The 17,924-nt window shown below is 57.9% G+C and carries 18 protein-coding genes and 1 pseudogene; 11 read left to right on the forward strand and 8 right to left on the reverse strand.

Features of this window, described 5'->3' with window-relative positions:
* Nucleotides 1-171: 171 nt before the first annotated feature.
* Nucleotides 172-1,383: a tyrosine--tRNA ligase gene (gene tyrS, locus ACYAS9_RS18275; RefSeq protein ID WP_463569674.1), complete on the reverse strand. Its 1,212-nt coding sequence runs from the start codon at nt 1,381-1,383 to the stop codon at nt 172-174.
* A gap of 200 nt (nt 1,384-1,583) precedes the next feature.
* On the opposite strand from tyrS, the gene ACYAS9_RS18280 reads away from it, so the two are divergent.
* The gene (locus ACYAS9_RS18280; protein WP_463569675.1) at nt 1,584-3,029 is read left to right on the forward strand and encodes a peptidoglycan DD-metalloendopeptidase family protein; all 1,446 of its coding nucleotides are present in this window, start codon (nt 1,584-1,586) and stop codon (nt 3,027-3,029) included.
* A gap of 3 nt (nt 3,030-3,032) precedes the next feature.
* The gene (locus tag ACYAS9_RS18285; RefSeq protein WP_463569676.1) at nt 3,033-4,127 is read left to right on the forward strand and encodes an anhydro-N-acetylmuramic acid kinase; all 1,095 of its coding nucleotides are present in this window, start codon (nt 3,033-3,035) and stop codon (nt 4,125-4,127) included.
* A gap of 65 nt (nt 4,128-4,192) precedes the next feature.
* Here ACYAS9_RS18285 and erpA read toward each other — a convergent pair whose 3' ends face one another.
* Both erpA and argC read right to left on the reverse strand, forming a co-directional pair.
* Entirely contained in the window at nt 4,193-4,543 is a 351-nt protein-coding gene (gene erpA, locus ACYAS9_RS18290) for an iron-sulfur cluster insertion protein ErpA (protein ID WP_045484197.1), read from the reverse strand.
* A 126-nt stretch (nt 4,544-4,669) separates the two neighbouring features.
* Nucleotides 4,670-5,704 carry an N-acetyl-gamma-glutamyl-phosphate reductase gene (argC, locus tag ACYAS9_RS18295; RefSeq protein WP_463569677.1) on the reverse strand — a complete coding sequence of 345 codons (1,035 nt, stop codon included), beginning with the start codon at nt 5,702-5,704 and terminating at the stop codon, nt 4,670-4,672.
* A 132-nt stretch (nt 5,705-5,836) separates the two neighbouring features.
* Here argC and hemJ point away from each other — a divergent pair, with 132 nt between their 5' ends.
* The 5 genes from hemJ to coq7 all read left to right on the forward strand — a co-directional run bounded on the left by hemJ (nt 5,837) and on the right by coq7 (nt 9,157).
* Complete coding sequence (gene hemJ, locus ACYAS9_RS18300) at nt 5,837-6,262, forward strand: protoporphyrinogen oxidase HemJ (protein ID WP_463569678.1); 426 nt, start codon at nt 5,837-5,839, stop codon at nt 6,260-6,262.
* Between the two features lie 30 nt (nt 6,263-6,292).
* Nucleotides 6,293-7,204 (forward strand): DUF805 domain-containing protein, encoded by a 912-nt coding sequence (locus ACYAS9_RS18305; protein WP_463569679.1) that lies wholly within the window; start codon nt 6,293-6,295, stop codon nt 7,202-7,204.
* An 11-nt stretch (nt 7,205-7,215) separates the two neighbouring features.
* Complete coding sequence (locus tag ACYAS9_RS18310; protein WP_463569680.1) at nt 7,216-7,989, forward strand: SDR family NAD(P)-dependent oxidoreductase; 774 nt, start codon at nt 7,216-7,218, stop codon at nt 7,987-7,989.
* Nucleotides 7,990-8,046: 57 nt separating this feature from the next.
* Nucleotides 8,047-8,385: a histidine triad nucleotide-binding protein gene (locus ACYAS9_RS18315; protein ID WP_459743148.1), complete on the forward strand. Its 339-nt coding sequence runs from the start codon at nt 8,047-8,049 to the stop codon at nt 8,383-8,385.
* A gap of 124 nt (nt 8,386-8,509) precedes the next feature.
* Nucleotides 8,510-9,157, forward strand: a complete 648-nt coding sequence (gene coq7 / locus ACYAS9_RS18320; protein ID WP_463569681.1) for a 2-polyprenyl-3-methyl-6-methoxy-1,4-benzoquinone monooxygenase — start codon at nt 8,510-8,512, stop codon at nt 9,155-9,157.
* A 67-nt stretch (nt 9,158-9,224) separates the two neighbouring features.
* On the opposite strand, the gene ACYAS9_RS18325 is transcribed toward coq7, so the two are convergent.
* Nucleotides 9,225-9,647, reverse strand: coding sequence for an OsmC family protein (locus tag ACYAS9_RS18325; protein ID WP_463569682.1), 423 nt, complete (start codon nt 9,645-9,647; stop codon nt 9,225-9,227).
* 229 nt (nt 9,648-9,876) lie between these two features.
* Here ACYAS9_RS18325 and crp point away from each other — a divergent pair, with 229 nt between their 5' ends.
* The gene (gene crp, locus ACYAS9_RS18330) at nt 9,877-10,521 is read left to right on the forward strand and encodes a cAMP-activated global transcriptional regulator CRP (RefSeq protein WP_463569683.1); all 645 of its coding nucleotides are present in this window, start codon (nt 9,877-9,879) and stop codon (nt 10,519-10,521) included.
* Nucleotides 10,522-10,530: 9 nt separating this feature from the next.
* Here the strand turns inward: crp and ACYAS9_RS18335 are convergent, their stop codons facing one another.
* Genes ACYAS9_RS18335 through ACYAS9_RS18350 form a run of 4 tightly spaced genes read right to left on the reverse strand, consistent with a single transcriptional unit; the run spans nt 10,531 to nt 13,743 of the window.
* Nucleotides 10,531-11,226 carry a lipoate--protein ligase family protein gene (locus ACYAS9_RS18335; RefSeq protein ID WP_463569684.1) on the reverse strand — a complete coding sequence of 232 codons (696 nt, stop codon included), beginning with the start codon at nt 11,224-11,226 and terminating at the stop codon, nt 10,531-10,533.
* An 8-nt stretch (nt 11,227-11,234) separates the two neighbouring features.
* A complete protein-coding gene (gene trpC, locus ACYAS9_RS18340; protein ID WP_463569685.1) occupies nt 11,235-12,074 on the reverse strand; it encodes an indole-3-glycerol phosphate synthase TrpC in 840 nt (279 codons plus the stop codon).
* Entirely contained in the window at nt 12,071-13,120 is a 1,050-nt protein-coding gene (gene trpD / locus ACYAS9_RS18345) for an anthranilate phosphoribosyltransferase (RefSeq protein ID WP_463569727.1), read from the reverse strand. The genes trpC and trpD overlap by 4 nt, the downstream gene beginning before the upstream one ends.
* 8 nt (nt 13,121-13,128) lie before the next feature.
* On the reverse strand, nt 13,129-13,743 hold the full coding sequence (locus tag ACYAS9_RS18350; protein ID WP_459743158.1) for an aminodeoxychorismate/anthranilate synthase component II: 615 nt from the start codon (nt 13,741-13,743) through the stop codon (nt 13,129-13,131).
* Nucleotides 13,744-14,596: 853 nt separating this feature from the next.
* On the opposite strand from ACYAS9_RS18350, the gene ACYAS9_RS18355 reads away from it, so the two are divergent.
* The 3 genes and pseudogenes from ACYAS9_RS18355 (at nt 14,597) to tnpC (ending at nt 17,918) form a co-directional block, all read left to right on the forward strand.
* A complete protein-coding gene (locus ACYAS9_RS18355) occupies nt 14,597-15,556 on the forward strand; it encodes a hypothetical protein (protein WP_463569686.1) in 960 nt (319 codons plus the stop codon).
* A gap of 482 nt (nt 15,557-16,038) precedes the next feature.
* Complete coding sequence (tnpB, locus tag ACYAS9_RS18360) at nt 16,039-16,398, forward strand: IS66 family insertion sequence element accessory protein TnpB (RefSeq protein ID WP_463569687.1); 360 nt, start codon at nt 16,039-16,041, stop codon at nt 16,396-16,398.
* A gap of 18 nt (nt 16,399-16,416) precedes the next feature.
* Nucleotides 16,417-17,918, forward strand: a pseudogene (gene tnpC / locus ACYAS9_RS18365) (IS66 family transposase).
* Nucleotides 17,919-17,924 lie beyond the last annotated feature (6 nt).

Here is a 17,924-nt window from a genome sequence, read left to right on the forward strand (position 1 = left end):
TTCTACAGCGTTCAAACTTGCTGTCAACTACCTTTTTCACCGCTGCGGCCCGAGGCCTGCACCATTCCCTCGCCGTTTTCACATCTAACTCGTTGATCTTCAAGGAGTTTTCAGTTTCTTCCGCGGCGGGAATGGTGCGCATTATAGAGCGCTGAGACGGGGCGTCAACACTTAATTTGAACTTTCTTCTTTACGCAAGGTAATGCGGGCAAAAGCCTTCTTGCCCGCCTGGCAAACATGAGTCGCGCCCAGCTTGAATATAAAGCCGCGATCGACCACCTCACCATCTATACGCACACTGCCCGCCGCCAGCAGATCCCGCGCACCGGCTGCGTTCTTGACCAGACCCGCCTTATTAAGGACAGCACCGACTGGCAGATCTTCATTGGAAGCCACTTCGATCTCTGGCAGATCTTCAGGCAGCTCGCCTTCTTTCATACGGTTGCCCGCTGAACGATGCGCATTGGCCGCCGCTTCTTCGCCATGAAAACGCGCGACGATTTCTTCAGCCAGTTTGATCTTGATATCGCGAGGATTGGCGCCCGCCTCACAATCAGCCTTCAGCGCATTGATCTCGTCCATCGAGCGGAAGCTCAACAGTTCGAAGTAGCGCCACATCAGCGAATCGGGAATCGACACCAGCTTGTTATAGATGACACCCGGCGCCTCTTGAATGCCGACGTAGTTGCCCAGAGACTTGGACATCTTCTTCACGCCATCCAGGCCTTCAAGCAACGGCATGGTCAGAATGCACTGTGCTTCCTGGCCATAGGCACGTTGCAGCTCGCGCCCCATCAGCAGGTTGAACTTCTGGTCCGTACCGCCCAGCTCTACATCGGAACGCAACGCTACCGAGTCATAGCCCTGCACCAGCGGGTAGAGAAACTCATGGATAGCGATCGGCTGGTTGCTGGTGTAACGCTTGTCGAAGTCGTCGCGTTCCAGCATTCGTGCCACGGTGTAGTTGGAAGACAGACGAATGAAGTCCGCAGGGCTGAGCTTGTCCATCCAAGTGGAGTTGAACGCCACCTCGGTCTTGGCCGGGTCCAGAATCTTGAACACCTGCTCTTTATAGGTCTCGGCATACGCCAGCACCTGTTCGCGGGTCAGCGGCGGGCGCGTTGCGCTCTTGCCGCTCGGATCACCGATCATGCCGGTGAAGTCGCCAATCAGGAAAATGACGTGGTGCCCCAGGTCCTGGAACTGGCGCAGCTTATTAATAAGCACCGTATGACCCAGGTGCAGATCGGGCGCAGTAGGATCGAAACCGGCCTTGATTCGCAGCGGCTGACCACGCTTGAGCTTTTCAACCAGCTCAGCCTCGACCAGAAGCTCATCTGCGCCGCGCTTGATCAGCGCCAACTGCTCTTCAACCGACTTCATATTACCCCCGATTCAAAGGGAACCAACCATACAAGATCAGCGCCCAATTACAAGTTTTTGCCCAGCGCACAGCCGTGACGCCTGACCGTCTCTCGGCCAGGGTTGCTTCGCGCTGGTTTTGGTTATATTTTATACAGTTATTTCATCTTCATCATGTCATTCATCTTTTCCATTTCACCTTTTTCAAAGTCAAATTACCTATGATCGACACACCGCCTAAAGCGCCCCCGCTTTATCCGAAGAGCCATCTGCTGGCCGCAAGCGGCATTGCCGCCCTGCTCAGCCTGGCTCTTCTGGTCTTCCCTTCCAGTGAAGTGGAGGCCAAACGCACCAATCTCAACCTTGATCTGGAAATGTCTGCCGAGCAGCATCCTCATAATGATCAAGACGCTCAAAATTCAGCCCAGGCCACACCGTCGGACGCGCCATCGCCGTTCGCCCAGATCGACGCCACTGAAGACAGCAGCGAAGAAACTGCGGCCGCCGAGCCTGAGCAAGAGCCCGCCAAGGCCGTAGCCGCCGCACCGGCCGCGAGCAAAAACCCGAATCACCGTGAAGTGGTCGTTGCCAAAGGCGACACCTTGTCGACCCTGTTCGAGAAAGTCGGCCTGCCTGCTACCGCCGTGCACGAAGTCATCAACAGTGACAAACAGGCCAAGCAGTTCACCAAACTGCAAAACGGCCAGATCCTGCAATTCGAATTGTCCCAGGACGGCCAGCTCAGCAAGCTGCACAGCAAGCTCAGCGAGCTTGAATCCATCAGCCTGTCGAAAGGCGACAGCGGCTACACCTTCAACCGCGAAGTGAGTAAACCGGACATGCGCAATGCCTATGTGCATGGCGTGATCAACAGCTCGCTGTCGGTGTCGGCACAACGCGCAGGGCTTGCCCACAGCATGACCATGGAAATGGCCGAAATCTTCGGCTACGACATCGACTTCGCCCAGGATCTGCGCAAGGGTGACGAGTTCGACGTGGTCTACGAACAGAAGGTCGCCAACGGCAAGGCCATCGGCACCGGCAATATCCTCGCTGCGCGCTTCACCAACCGCGGCAAGACCTACACCGCCGTGCGCTACGTCAACAAGTCGGGTAACGCCAACTATTACACCGCCGAAGGCAACAGCATGCGCAAAGCCTTCATCCGCACGCCAGTCGACTTCGCGCGCATCAGTTCGGTGTTCTCGATGGGCCGCAAGCACCCGATCCTGAACAAGATCCGCGCCCACAAAGGCGTCGACTATGCCGCCCCGCGCGGTACTCCGATCAAGGCCACCGGCGACGGTAAAGTGTTGCTGGCCGGACGCCGCGGCGGTTATGGCAACACCGTGATCATTCAGCATGGCGATACCTACCGCACCCTTTACGGCCACATGCAAGGCTTCGCCAAGGGCGTGCAAACCGGCGGCAGCGTCAAGCAAGGCCAGGTGATCGGCTATATTGGTACGACCGGATTGTCGACAGGCCCGCACTTGCACTATGAATTCCAGGTCAACGGCGTACACGTCGATCCACTGGGTCAGAAGCTGCCAATGGCCGAACCTATCGCCAAAGCCGAAAAACAGCGGTTCATGCAACAGAGCCAGCCATTGATGGCTCGCATGGACCAGGACAAGGCCACCAAGCTGGCTTCCAATAAAAGGTAATCCATGGCCTTCTTCTATATCGGCGTCATGTCCGGCAGCAGTCTCGACGGGATCGATATCGCCCTGCTGGAGCAGGATGAGCGTCCCAGACTGCTGGCGACGCACTACATCCCCATGCCGGAAGACCTCGGGGCCGAGTTGCTCGGCCTGTGCGCCAGCGGCGACGATGAACTGGCCCGTGCAGCGATTGCCGAGCAGAAGTGGGTGCGGCTGGTAGCGCAAGGCGTCCTTGCCCTGCTGAGCGAGAAGAACATGGTCGCCGGGCAAGTGCGCGCCATCGGCAGCCATGGCCAGACCATTCGCCATGAGCCGGCACGCGGCTTCAGCATCCAGATCGGCAACCCGGCACTGCTGGCCGAACTGACTGAAATTACCGTCGTCACCGATTTCCGCCGCCGCGATATCGCTGCCGGCGGCCAGGGTGCTCCGCTGGTGCCGGCGTTCCACGAAGCCCTGTTCGACGACAACAAGGACCGCCGCGCGGTGCTCAATGTTGGTGGCTTCACCAACCTGAGCCTGATCGAATCGGACCGTCCGGTTTCCGGCTTCGACTGCGGCCCGGGCAACGTACTGCTCGATGCCTGGATTCAGGCATGCCGTAATCTGCCGTTCGACCGCGATGGCGAATGGGCAGCGAGCGGCCAAGTCAATGACGCACTGCTCAAGGCCCTGCTCAGCGATCCGTTCTTTAACGCTCGGGGACCCAAAAGCACCGGGCGCGAGGTGTTCAACCTGGGCTGGTTGAAACAGCACCTGCAATCATTCCCGGCCCTTCCCGAGCAGGATGTCCAGGCGACATTGCTGGAGCTGACCGCACTGAGCATCACCCAGTCCTTGCAGGCCGCGCAGTCGAGCACGATCGAGCTGCTGGTGTGCGGCGGCGGCGCCCACAACCTGACGCTGATGAATCGCCTGACCGCCCTGCTGCCGCAAACCCGGGTCAGCAGCACCGAAAAATTCGGTGTCGACCCTGACTGGGTGGAAGCCATGGCGTTTGCCTGGCTGGCGCATTGCTGCTTGGAAGGCGTGCCGGCCAACCGCCCGACCGTAACCGGTGCACGCGGCTTGAGGGTATTGGGCGCCATCTATCCCGCCTGATCCGACTGAGCCCACAATGCAAAACGCCGCGCATCAGCGCGGCGCTTTGCATTAAAGCCAGACAATCAGATCGAGAATGACGAACCGCAACCGCAAGTGGTCGTGGCGTTAGGGTTCTTGATCACGAAGCGCGAACCCTCCAGACCTTCCTGATAATCCACCTCGGCACCGGCCAGGTACTGGAAGCTCATCGGGTCGACCACCAGGCTTACGCCCTCGCGCTCGACGATGGTGTCATCGTCAGCCACATCTTCATCGAAGGTGAAGCCGTACTGGAAGCCCGAGCAACCGCCGCCGGTCACGAAGACACGCAACTTCAAACGATCATTGCCCTCTTCATCGACCAGGGTTTTCACCTTGTGCGCAGCACCTGGGGTGAATTCCAGAGCCACTGGAGTGAAGGATTCAACGCTCATGTCAGATATCTCCCGGCGTCAGCCGTCGTAATGCGTAATGACGGGCATTATCCGCTTGTCCGAGAAAACAGGTCAACTATAGGGACTGCCGTGACCGGGCTCAATCAGGCCCGGTCGTCGCAAGTCTTACGGCATCATGCCGGCGTGTGACAGGCCCAGACGCTCGTCCAGACCAAACATGATGTTCAGGTTCTGGATGGCCTGGCCCGAAGCGCCCTTGACCAGGTTATCGATCACTGACAACACCACCACCAGATCGCCGCCCTGCGGACGGTGCACCGCAATACGGCAGACGTTGGCGCCACGCACACTGCGGGTTTCCGGGTGGCTGCCGGCCGGCAATACGTCGACGAACGGCTCGTCGGCATAACGTTTTTCGAACAGCGCCTGCAGGTCAACGGACTTATCCACAACCGTTGCATACAAGGTTGCGTGAATGCCACGGATCATCGGCGTCAGGTGCGGCACGAACGTCAGGCCGACATCGCCACCGGCTGCACGGCGCAGCCCCTGGCTGATTTCCGGCAAGTGACGGTGGCCCTTGACCGCGTAGGCTTTGAAGCTTTCGGTGGCCTCGGAGAACAACGAGCCCACGCTCAGACCGCGCCCGGCACCGCTGACACCCGACTTGCAGTCGGCGATCAGACGGCTGTTATCGGCAAGGCCGGCTTCCAGCAGTGGCAGGAAACCCAGTTGGGTGGCGGTCGGGTAGCAGCCCGGCACGGCGATCAGGCGAGCAGTCCTGATTTGCTCGCGATTGACTTCAGGCAAACCGTAGACCGCATCCTTGAGCAACTCCGGCGCGCCATGCGGCTGGCCGTACCATTTGGCCCACTCCTCGGAATCCTGCAGACGGAAATCGGCCGACAGGTCGATGACGCGGGTGCCGGCGGCCAGCAACTCGCCAGCCAACGCATGGGCAACGCCGTGCGGGGTCGCGAAGAACACCACATCGCACGCGCCCAGGGTGTTGATGTCCGGCACGCTGAACGCCAGGCCGTCGTAATGACCGCGCAGGTTCGGGTACATGTCGGCGACTGCCACGCCGGCCTCGGAGCGGGAAGTGATGACCTCTACCTGCGCCTGCGGATGCTGTGCCAACAAGCGCAGCAGCTCAACCCCGGTGTAACCCGTGCCGCCGACGATACCGACCTTGACCATAACCTGTCCTCAACGAAACAACTGGAAAGCCAACGATGATAGGGCGGCAAGGCCGATGCGACAACCGACAACGTGACGTATGCGCACACGGCCCCTACTATTCGGCCACCGTGAACCTGAAGGAACCTTCATATGCTCTATCTCTGGATCAAAGCGCTGCACATCGTTGCCCTTGTCTGCTGGTTTGCAGGCCTGTTCTATCTGCCGCGCCTGTTCGTCTATCACGCCATGAGCGAAGACAACACCAGCCGCGAACGCTTCAGCCTGATGGAGCGCAAGCTGTATCGCGGCATCATGGGCCCGGCGATGATCGCCACGTTGCTGTTCGGTGGCTGGCTGGCCTGGCTCAACCCCGCCTGGTTCACTCAAGGCTGGATGCATGCAAAGCTCACCCTGGTGTTTCTGCTGATTGGCTACCACCATGTCTGCGGTGCCCAGATCAAGCGTTTCGCCCGTGGCGAAAAGGGTCGCAGCCACGTCTTTTATCGCTGGTTCAATGAAATTCCTGTAGTGATCCTGCTGTCCATCGTCATTCTCGTGGTGGTCAAGCCGTTCTAGACCTTTCCAGACCAGACAAGGAAGCCCTGCATGCCCGACACCCACTTCAAGATTGTGTTCGAAGGACAATTGCGCGATGGCGTCAGCCTCGAAACAGCCAAGCGCAACCTGGCACAGCTGTTCAAGAGCGAGGTGTCGGCCATCGACCGCCTGTTCAACGGTCAGCCCGTTGCTCTCAAGCGCGGGCTGATCCACAGCGAGGCCGATCGCTACCTCAAGGCACTGCACGAGGCCGGAATCGATGCGCGCGTCGAGCCAGACCCGGCCATCAGCCTGAGCCTTGAAGAAGTCAGCGAACCGTCACCCTATCGCACCCCCATCGACCCGCCAGATGCATCGCCTTACGCACCACCCAAGGCTGCGGTCGATACGCCTGTATTGCGCAGTGAACTCAAGGTTTTCAGTATTCAGGGCCGCATCGGCCGCCTGCGTTATCTGGCCTGGTCTCTGGTCTGGATCGGCTCAGCGCTGCTGGCTGGACTGGTTTGCGCCGCCGTCATGAGCGTTTCACTCGTGGCCGGCGGGCTACTGACCACCGTCACAGTGATTGCCCTGGCGGTGGTGAGTATCCAGATCGGCGTGCAGCGGCTGCACGACATCGGTTGGTCGGGCTGGTTTTTACTGCTCAACCTGGTGCCGTTTCTGGGCAGTTTCTTTCCGCTGGTGATGGCACTGATGCCCGGCAATGCCACGGCCAACCTCTATGGCGCACCGCCTCCGTCCAATACGCGCGCGGTGAAAGTGCTGTCTGGCCTGTGGCTGGTGGTCATCATCCTGTTTATCCTGTTGACCGTATTCAGCGGCATCGCCGCGATGACCCAAGAACTGCAAAGCACAGTCGATCTCTACGAACAGGCATTGCCTTATGACGACGACAGCGGCGCGAGCGATAATGCCCGTCCCGCACCGGGCACGTTTTTCAAAGGCGAACGAAGCCTGTAATGGAGACCTGCATGACCCGCTACGCCCTGATTACTGGTGCTTCCAGCGGCATCGGCCTGGCCATGGCCGAAGCCTTGGCGCGCCGTGGTCGCAACCTGATTCTGGTGGCTCGCCAGCGCGACCCGCTCGAATGCATCGCCCTGGAGCTGACTCAGCGTTTCGGCGTAGAAGTGCTGTTTCGCGCCTGTGACCTGGGCGAACCGTTGCGCCTGTCAGGCTTTCTGCTGGAACTCGAAGACGGCGCCCACCAGATCGACCTGCTGGTCAACAGCGCCGGCATCGGCACCTGCGGCCCGTTTCTGGGCCAGGAATGGGCGGCCGAACAAGACCTGATCGACCTGAATGTCCTGGCCCTGACCCGCCTGTGTCATACCGTGGGCAACCTCATGGCCCTGCAAGGCGGCGGGCAGATTCTCAACATTGCCTCCGTTGCCGCCTTCAAGCCAGGCCCGTGGATGAGCACTTACTCGGCGAGCAAGGCGTATGTGCTGAACTTCTCTGAAGCGCTGCGTGAAGAAGGCCGCAAAAACGGCGTCAAGGTTTCCGTGCTGTGTCCCGGCCCGACCCGCACGCCGTTCTGGCGCACCGCGCAGATCAACATCGACGAGCGCAAGATGATGAGCCCCGAAGAGCTGGCGCTGCATACCGTACGCGCCCTGGCCCGTAATCGAGCCGTGATCATTCCGGGCTGGCGCAACAAATGGCGATCCTTCAGCCCGCGCCTGGGCTCGCGCTGGCTGACCCGACGCATCAGCGGCCTGATCAACAAAAGGCGCTGTCACTGACTAAAAGGATACGGTTCAGTACACTGCTGCCGGTCCCACCTCAAGGAGCAAATGGCTGTGGATACTTTGTTCACCAAGATCATCAACCGGGAAATCCCGGCGAACATCATTTACGAAGACGACCAGGTTCTGGCCTTCCACGACATCGCCCCACAGGCGCCCGTGCATTTCCTGGTCATCCCGAAAAAGCCCATCGCGACCCTCAACGACCTGACCGAAGAAGACAAGGCACTGGCCGGTCATATCCTCTTCACTGCCCAGCGCCTGGCGCTGGAGCAAGGCTGTGAAGAAGGTTTTCGCGTGGTCATGAACTGTAATGAACTGGGTGGGCAGACCGTCTATCACATTCATATGCACGTGCTTGGCAAGCGCCAGCTGAACTGGCCGCCGGGCTGAGCTGCATTTTCAACGACTTATGCTCTATACCCTGCCGCTCAGCGGATCGGCAGGGTGATCCACCGCAAGCCTCAGATGCACGATTGCACTAGACTGGGGCCAATGGATATCACCGGAGGTGCCCATGGCAACCGAACGTCATTACTCGGTCATCGACAAGCTGTTGTTGCAGGCCGATAGCGCAATGCGCACATTGCTGCCTTCCAGCGGCCACTCCCAGCGCCCGTCGCCGGCGATCGTACGCCCGGAACACGCGATGGATGAAACCGAAACACGCCACATCGCCGGCCTGATGCGCATCAACCATACCGGCGAAGTCTGTGCCCAGGCGCTGTACCAGGGTCAGTCGCTGACGGCCAAGCTGCCAGAAGTGCGCAAGGCCATGGAACATGCCGCCGATGAAGAGATCGATCACCTAGTGTGGTGTGAACAACGTCTTCACCAGCTCGGCAGCCATACCAGCGTGTTCAACCCGCTGTTCTATGGCCTGTCGTTCGGCATCGGCGCTGCTGCCGGCCTGATCAGCGACAAGATCAGCCTGGGCTTTGTCGCCGCCACCGAAGACCAGGTCTGCAAGCACCTGGACGAACATCTTGAGCAAATCCCCGCCGCCGACGAAAAATCCCGGGCGATCCTCGAGCAGATGCGCATCGATGAGGCCCATCACGCTGAAGCGGCACTGCATGCCGGTGGATTTCGCTTTCCGGCACCGGTCAAGTTTGGCATGAGCCTGGTGGCCAAGGTCATGACCAAAACCACTTACCGGTTTTAAGCACCGGCAAGCAAACAAAAAAGGCGCCTGTCGAAGGCGCCTTTTCTATTTGAAACAAACCTGCCACTCAGCCCAGTTCGACGATTTCGTAGTCATGGGTGATTTTTACCCCGGCGTTGCCCAGCATGATCGATGCCGAACAGTACTTCTCGGCCGACAGCTCGATGGCGCGCTTGACCTGAGCCTCTTTCAAGCCCCGGCCCTTGACCACGAAATGCAGGTGAATGCTCGTGAACACCTTCGGGTCTTCGGTGGCGCGCTCGGCTTCCAGAAACGCCTCGCAGCTTTCGACCGGCTGCCGGGACTTCTTGAGAATGCTCACCACATCGTAGTTGCTGCAGCCACCCAGGCCGATCAGCACCATCTCCATGGGCCGCACGCCCAGATTACGACCACCGCTCTCGGGCGGGCCGTCCATGACCACGACATGACCGCTACCCGACTCGCCGAGGAACATGGCTTCGCCAGCCCATTGAATGCGTGCTTTCATCGCCAAGACTCCACTGCTGAAAAAAGGGTCGCCAGATTAGGGCGTGTGGGCATTGCAGTGCAAGCCGCGATGCAGCGCTATCGAACAATGAATTAAACATGCCGTTTTCAGAAGTTTTGTAGGAAAATTCTTAAATGACGTCAAAGTTTCGTCAAATACTGGCGAGAACTGTCTATCTGCCGATACCTTAAGCAAGCCATTTGGCGCAAGACCTCTTCGGGATGCACGCATGTTCGCTATCGCCCTCAATTCAAGAACAAAGAGCATCGACAAGCTTCTCATCCATGCCCAGCGCCGCCGCTACCCGGCCAAGGGCAACATTATCTGTGCCGGCGATACCGCGCACTCGCTGTTCTTCATTATCAAAGGTTCTGTGACCATCTCGATCGAGGACAGCGACGGCCGGGAAATGATTGTCGCCTACCTCAACAGTGGCGACTTCTTTGGCGAGTTGGGATTATTTGAACCACCGGGCCATGAATCGCTGCGCAGCGCCTGGGTGCGGACTAAAGGCGAATGTGAAGTTGCAGAAATTTCCTACGAGAAATTCCGCGAACTTAGTCATCAAGAGCCGGACATTCTTTATACCCTCAGCACGCAGATGGCCGAGCGCCTGCGTAACACTACACGCAAGGTCGGCGACCTGGCGTTTCTCGATGTCACCGGCCGCGTCGCGCGAACCCTGCTCGACCTGTGCAAACAGCCTGACGCCATGACTCACCCGGACGGCATGCAAATCAAGATCACCCGTCAGGAAATCGGTCGTATCGTCGGTTGCTCGCGAGAAATGGTCGGCCGCGTGCTCAAGTCGCTGGAAGAGCAGAACCTGGTGCACGTCAAAGGCAAGACCATGGTGGTGTTCGGTACCCGTTAAACGAGTCGCTCAGAGCCCGGCCAGCAATTGCCGATAGGCCTGGAACAGGCGTTCAGGCACGTCGGGGCCCGGGAACACTTCATGCAGCGCGATATGGCTGCTGGCTCGCACACGTGACGGCAGATCGCAGCACGCATAGAAACGATTGACCGCCGCCACCATCTCGTCGCGCTGGTTATCCAGCAGCAATGCACCATGGGCGAGAACCACAGGCCGCGCGCCACCCTCAAGGGCTCGTGCCTGGCGCCAGCGTTGCGCGGTGCCGACCAGCTTGCGCCCGTCGATGTTGACGTTATAGCGACCGTCACAGAACGCACCGTCCACCTCGCCCAGAGACGCCTGGGCGCCGAGCGAGGTCAGCACATCGAGCAATGGCTGGCATAAGCGCCGATAAGCCGTCTCGATCCGGTCACGATCGACATCATGGCGCGGCTGCGCGTACACCAGCGCAATGTTCACTGTCGCAGGCGACTGCGGCACCGGTTCGCCACCGCTTTCGCGCAGCAACACCGGCCAGCCGCTGTCGGCCAGCACGTCACAGGCTCGATCGAAACCGGCAAGCCGGTTCATGCGCCGTGGCATGACCAACGCCTGCTCATTGGGCCGCCAGAACAACAGCCCATGCTCGGACTCGCCCGCACCTACCGACGCCAGCAAGTCCTGCTCGGCCTGCAGGCCTTGCTCGACGCCGATATCGATGATCACAGAAGAGCTCAATCGATTGCTGGCGCGCTGATGATTGCAGCCCCACGCTCCGGGAAGAACAGACGCTGCAATTCAGCCCCCGGCTGCTCGGCGCGCATGAATGCCTCACCGACCAGGAACGAGTACACGTCGTTGATTTCCATCAGCTCGACATCGGCCCGGTTGAGGATGCCGCTTTCGGTGATCACCAAACGGTCGCGCGGGATGCGCGGCAGCAGGTCCAGCGTGGTTTCCAGACTCACCTCGAAGGTGTGCAGGTTACGGTTGTTGACCCCTACCAGCGGTGTATCGAGGGTTTTCAGTGCGCGTTCCAGCTCATCGCCATCATGGACCTCGACCAGCACATCCAGGCCGACGCCCTTGGCGGTCGCCGCCAGTTCGGCCATGCGCACGTCATCGAGTGCCGAGACGATCAGCAAGATGCAGTCGGCGCCCAGCGCACGGGCTTCGATCACCTGATACGGGTCGATCATGAAGTCCTTGCGGATCACCGGCAGCTTGCAGGCCGCCCGCGCTTGTTGCAGATACGCATCGGCGCCCTGAAAGAAGTCGATGTCGGTTAGCACCGACAGGCAAGTCGCGCCGCCACTGGCATAACTGACGGCGATCTCGGCCGGATTGAAGTCCTCGCGGATCACGCCTTTGCTGGGCGACGCCTTCTTGATCTCGGCAATCACCGCCGGCTGCTTGCGCTTGGCCTGCTCCAGCAGCGCTGTGGCGAAACCACGCGGCGCATCGGCCAGCGCGGCCTGGCGCTCGACTTCGGCCAGGCTCACCAGAGCACGGCGAGCTGCGACTTCCTCGGCTTTGCGGGCCAGGATTTTTTCCAGAACCGTTGGCACGCTCATCCTTCATTCTCCTGCTTGAATACGGCGGTAAAGGCACCCAGCTCTTCGAGCTTTTCCCGGGCAAGGCCGGTGTGCAAGGCATCATGCGCCAGCTCGACACCTTCTTTAAGGCTGTAAGCATAATCAGCAGCATAGAGTGCAGCGCCAGCATTAAGCACGATCATTTCAGCGGCTTTTTGCCCGCTTTCAGTCTTGCGCTTGCCCAGCGCGTCGCGAATCAGTGTCAGCGAGGCTTGTGGGCTGTCGACCACCAGGCCATACAGGCTCTGGCTCTTCATACCCAGATCTTCAGGCTGCACCCAGTACTCACGAATTTCGCCTTTATTCAGCTCGGCGACATAGGTCGGCGCGGCCAGGCTGAATTCGTCCAGCCCGTCCTGGGAATGCACCACCAGCACATGCTGGCTGCCCAGGCGTTGCAACACTTCAGCCAGAGGGCGGCACAGGGCCTGGTTGAACACGCCCACCACCTGATGGCGCACGCCGGCCGGGTTGGTCAGCGGGCCAAGCATGTTGAACAGGGTACGCAAACCCAGATCGCGGCGCGGTGCGGCGGCGTATTTCATGGCGCCGTGATGCACCTGGGCGAACATGAAACCAATGCCGACGCTGTCGATGCAGCGCGCGACCTGCACCGGGGTCAGGTTCAGGTAGATACCCGCCGCCTCAAGCAGGTCGGCACTGCCGCTCTTGCCCGAGACGGCGCGGTTGCCGTGCTTGGCCACTGTGCAACCGGCCGCCGAAATCACCAGCGATGCAGCCGTCGAGACGTTGAAGATATTGGCGCCGTCGCCGCCGGTGCCGACGATGTCGACCACTCGGTCCAGCGTCTGCAGCTCGACCTTGCCGGCCAGCTCGCGCATGACCGACACCGCACCGACGATCTCGTCGATGCTTTCGCTTTTCATGCGCATGCCCATCATGAACGCGCCGATCTGCGCCTCGCTGCACTGGCCGGTCATGATCTCGCGCATGACCTGGCTCATCTCTTCGGTGCTCAGGTCCAGATGATTGACCACCCGTTCCAGAGCGGTTTTGATCGTGATCGGGGTGCTCATGAAGAAAGTCCTTGTGCCTGACGCGTGCCGCCGGTCTGTTTGAGGAAGTTGGCGAACAGCTCATGACCCTGTTCGGTCAGGATCGACTCGGGGTGAAACTGCACCCCTTCGATGTTCAGGGTCTTGTGGCGCAGGCCCATGATTTCGTCCACCGAGCCATCGGCATGCGTGGTCCAGGCAGTGACTTCCAGGCACTCGGGCAGGGTTTCGCGCTTGACCACCAGCGAGTGGTAGCGGGTGACCACCAAGGGCTGGTTCAGGTCGGCGAATACGCCCTGGTCTTCATGGGCCACCGGGCTGGTCTTGCCATGCATCACCTGCCGGGCGCGGACGACATCGCCGCCGAAGGCCTGGCCGATCGACTGATGGCCCAGGCAAACGCCCAGGATCGGCAACTTGCCGGCGAAGTGACGAATCACCTCAAGCGAGACGCCCGCTTCATTGGGCGTGCAAGGACCGGGAGAAACCACGATGCGCTCGGGGTTGAGCGCTTCGATTTCGGCAATGGTCAATTCGTCGTTGCGGATCACCTTGACGTCGGCACCCAGCTCACCCAGGTACTGCACGACGTTATAGGTAAAAGAGTCATAGTTATCGATCATCAGCAGCATTTTAAGCGCAACCCATTGAATTTACTGACTTTTCTAGTAAACCTTCAAATTTCATACTCGCTTAAATACCCGCTATTTCATTTACTGAAATCTACCAGCTTGTACGCTGTTCGCGGGGCGGTCTGAAGGCATATCGATACGGGCCGGCAAGGCCGGCAAAGGAGATAGTCAGGCGCGCCAACGCCAACGGGCGTGGGCCTTGATAACGCGCATCAAGAGTTTGCTGACAGTCGTCACGGAGGGAGTCTCATCTATATGTTTCGGGACATTAGCTCACCGGGTTACGCGGTGCAATATCATTCTAAGATAGATCCTCCTTGCTGCACATGATCAGATTTAGGATCTCAAAATGAGATCAGGCTGTACCACAGGTTCTCATATCGCAAACCGGTCTCCCCTATAACAAAACGGTATGAGACTCATGCCTAGGCTGCTGCTACCCTCTTTGGCGCGGGGTCGTGCGCCCCCGCCCAACAGGGGAGCCGCACCCCAGGCAGGGGTAGAGCACATTCTCTTACGCGGATACAAATTATTTCTTTACTCACCACGCGATTCGCTTCAAGATGCGTCGCGTAGGCTGCTTCAGATCCTTGCTCCCTAGCCCATCAGCGCGGTTAGCAGGGAATTTTTTGCACCTAAGGTGATCTAGTATTAGGGATACTCGTCAACGTAGCACAGCGAATATCCTTTGAAGCACAGTGCTCTCTTATGGAGGAAAATACATGAAAGGTTACGTAGCAAATGTCTGCAAGGACGAGCGTCCTGACATTTAAGTATTAATAATCTGTAAAAGAGCAGGCATTGTGCCTGCTTTTTTTTGTCAAAAAATCAGCACGACCACGAAATAGAAGAAATGGAAAATTCTGCCTGGCTTACGTTTTTTAATTACTTCCAACCCTTGGCTGTTGTAGTACCTGCCATACTCAACCTGCTATTCGTGATAGTGCTGATTCTTTTCGGCTCATTCTTGGGTGGTTATGCGCAATGGTCAAGGACAGCAGATAAAAACGATAGAATCCCCATCAAAAATATACTTTTTGGTGCCGCCGCCTCCTTCATGTGCGTACCTTTTTTTTCATCGGTTATTCATATCGATTATCAGCAAATAGTCCTCCCTATCGTCGATGGTACGACAGCAAAATTTATTGAGAAGGCATTGTTACTCGTGTCAGTCTCAGGAATTGCATCTTACCTAGGCTATGCCCTTCTTGACGGTATAGCGGAAAAGGTCCTTCAACAAGAAATTAAGAAGGAATCTGAAGAGCGCAAGGAGCAAGATAACAATATTCTCATCCAAAACAATAGGTTACGCGCAGAGATTCAGTATCTTAAAGCTGTTACCAATACTGAGTCAGCTGAAAAAACAGGCTCAAAAAATCTTCTTGAAGAAGCCCTGAAATGCATCAATGAGGCCATTGCGGTTTACAGCGAGGATAAGACCTCCGCCGAGTATGACAAAGCAAGAGTTTTTAAGGGGTATATTTTAAAGCGTCTTGGCCGGATTCGTGAAGCTCTGGACATTGTTAATGAGCAAATCCAATCAGGGCAAACAACTCCTATCACGCTTTTTAACAAAGCATGTTATCTATATCTTCTAGAAAAAGACAACCCGGACAGTGTTGAAAGATCAAAGCTTTTGATACGCGAAGCTATTACCCTTGAGACTGTCGATGACAATCTCAAGCAGAAGCAATTACGCATAAAGAATAAAATTGCAACTGATGCCGAATTAGACTTGAAGGGCCTATTCAGCGAGGCTGAGCGCGTAAAAATAGGTGAGTTGCAATGTGGCATTGCTAACACAATAAGCTGAGCGCGGTTATGATACACAGACGCAGCCTGCTGTCGATCATGTGTCAATAGGCCGAATCATATCTCATGCCTTGCAACACCATTCCGGTATCCCCTAGGCGACATGATCAGTAGTCTGATCCGGTCGGCCAGGTTTTCCGTAGCCTGGCTGATCGTCACCACTATCGTCCCACAAGCTCCTCTCTGGCCCAGAGCAGCGCCGCGTCTGTCACCTCCAGCATGAAGCTGATCTGATCAGCCCCCATACCTTGCCTTTTTGCCTGCGTCACCAGAGAGATCATGTAACGGTGCCTCGCCTCAGGATTAAGCAAAAGCGAGCTTTGGTCCTCAATGGCCACGGTCCAGGTTTGAAGTGCAGATGTCCTCAATTGCATTTCACAGTCCAGAGCTGATCAATTGTAAGCGCTCCATGAACCCCACATTCAAAGCCGCTGCTTGATCCCGGATGCTGTGCTCCCGATTTCTTTCTGGAGCCCGCCAACCATGATGCGTCCCGATGCAAAAGTCGAAAAAGTGTATCTGTACCCCAAGCCCGTCGACTTCCGAAAATCCATCGACGGTCTGGCAGCCTTGGTCGAGTTGGACATCAAGGTCGCGGTGTTCGACCCCGTGCTTTTCGTCTTCCTCAACAAGCCACGTAACCGCGTGAAGATCTTGTACTGGGAGCGCAACGGCTTCTGCCTTTGGCTCAAGCGCCTGGAGTCTGATCGTTTCGAAACATCGCCCGATGTGTCCGACGAAGCAATTGTCCTGACTGCCCAGGAGCTCAATTGGATGCTCGACGGCTTTGACCTTTGGCGTAACCGTCCCCATCAGGTTTTGACGCCGCGATTCGTGGCCTGATTCGGTATAATCCCGGGCATGAATTTCGTGCCCGACAACCTTCCTGATGATCCTGAATTGCTCAAGCAGATGCTTGCGAAGATGCAGTCCAGGATGGGCGTGCTCGAAGAGCAAGTTGCACTACTAAGGCAGCGCCTGTTCGGTCAAAAATCAGAGCAGGCCGTCGATCCGGCAACGCCTCAAATGGCGTTGTTCAATGAAGCGGAGCACGAGGTCGAGTTGGCGTGCGAGCCCCCTGAAGAAGAGGTCGTCGCACCCGCAAAGCGCCGTGGCAAGCGTAACCCATTGCCTGCCGATCTACCGCGCATCGAAGTCATCCACGAACTGCCCGAGCATGAGCTGACTTGTACCTGCGGTTGCCGCAAACACGCCATTGGCGAGGAAATCAGCGAGCAACTTGAAATCGTCCCGATGCAGATACGGGTGATCAAACACGTTCGTAAAGTCTACGGTTGCCGCGACTGCGAGACTGCACCGGTCACTGCGGACAAGCCGGCTCAGGTGATTGAAAAAAGCATGGCCAGCCCAAGCGTTCTGGCGATGCTGCTGACCACTCAATATGTGGACGGTTTGCCGCTTCACCGCTTTGAAAAAGTACTGGCCCGCCACAGCATCGATATCCCTCGCCAGACCTTGGCACGCTGGGTTATCCAGTGCGGCGAACATTTCCAGCCGCTGCTGAATTTAATGCGCGACAGCCTATTGGCCAGCCGGGTCATCCATTGCGATGAAACGCGGGTGCAGGTGTTGAAAGAGCCTGACCGCGAGCCAGGCAGCCAGTCATGGATGTGGGTGCAAACCGGCGGCCCGCCGGATAAGCCGGTGATCCTTTTTGACTACTCCACCAGCCGAGCGCAGGAGGTGCCTACGCGCCTGCTCGATGGCTATCGCGGTTAGGTCATGACCGATGATTATGCCGGTTACAACGCACTGGGCGCCCAAGCAGGAGTTGAGCGTTTGGGATGCTGGGCCCATGCGCGTCGCAAGTTCGTTGAAGCACAGAAAGTGCAGCCCAAAGGTAAAACGGGGCGCGCGGATATCGCGCTGAATCTGATCAACAAGCTTTACGGCATCGAGCGCGACCTAAAGGCTTGCGGCGACGCTGAACGTAAGATCGGTCGTCACGAACAAAGCCTGCCGATACTGGTTCAGTTGAAAAGCTGGATCGAAAAGACGCAGCCACAGGTCACTGCTCAGAACGCCCTGGGCAAAGCCATCAGTTACCTCGCCAGTAACTGGAGCAAGCTGGAGCGATACGTCGAGGAAGGCTACCTGCCGCTCGACAAGAACGCCGCTGAACGCGCGATCCGCCCCTTCGTGATCGGAAGAAAGAATTGGCTGTTTAGCGACACGCCCAAGGGCGCGACGGCCAGTGCTCAACTTTACAGCTTGGTCGAAACTGCCAAAGCCAACGGCCAAGAGCCTTATGCGTGGCTGCGCCACGCCTGCCGACAGCGACATCGGTTGAAGATTTCGAAGCTTTGCTACCGTGGAACTGCCCACCCGCATCGTCTAGCTGAGCGCGC

It is taken from the genome of Pseudomonas sp. HP_08 (genome assembly GCF_055284095.1).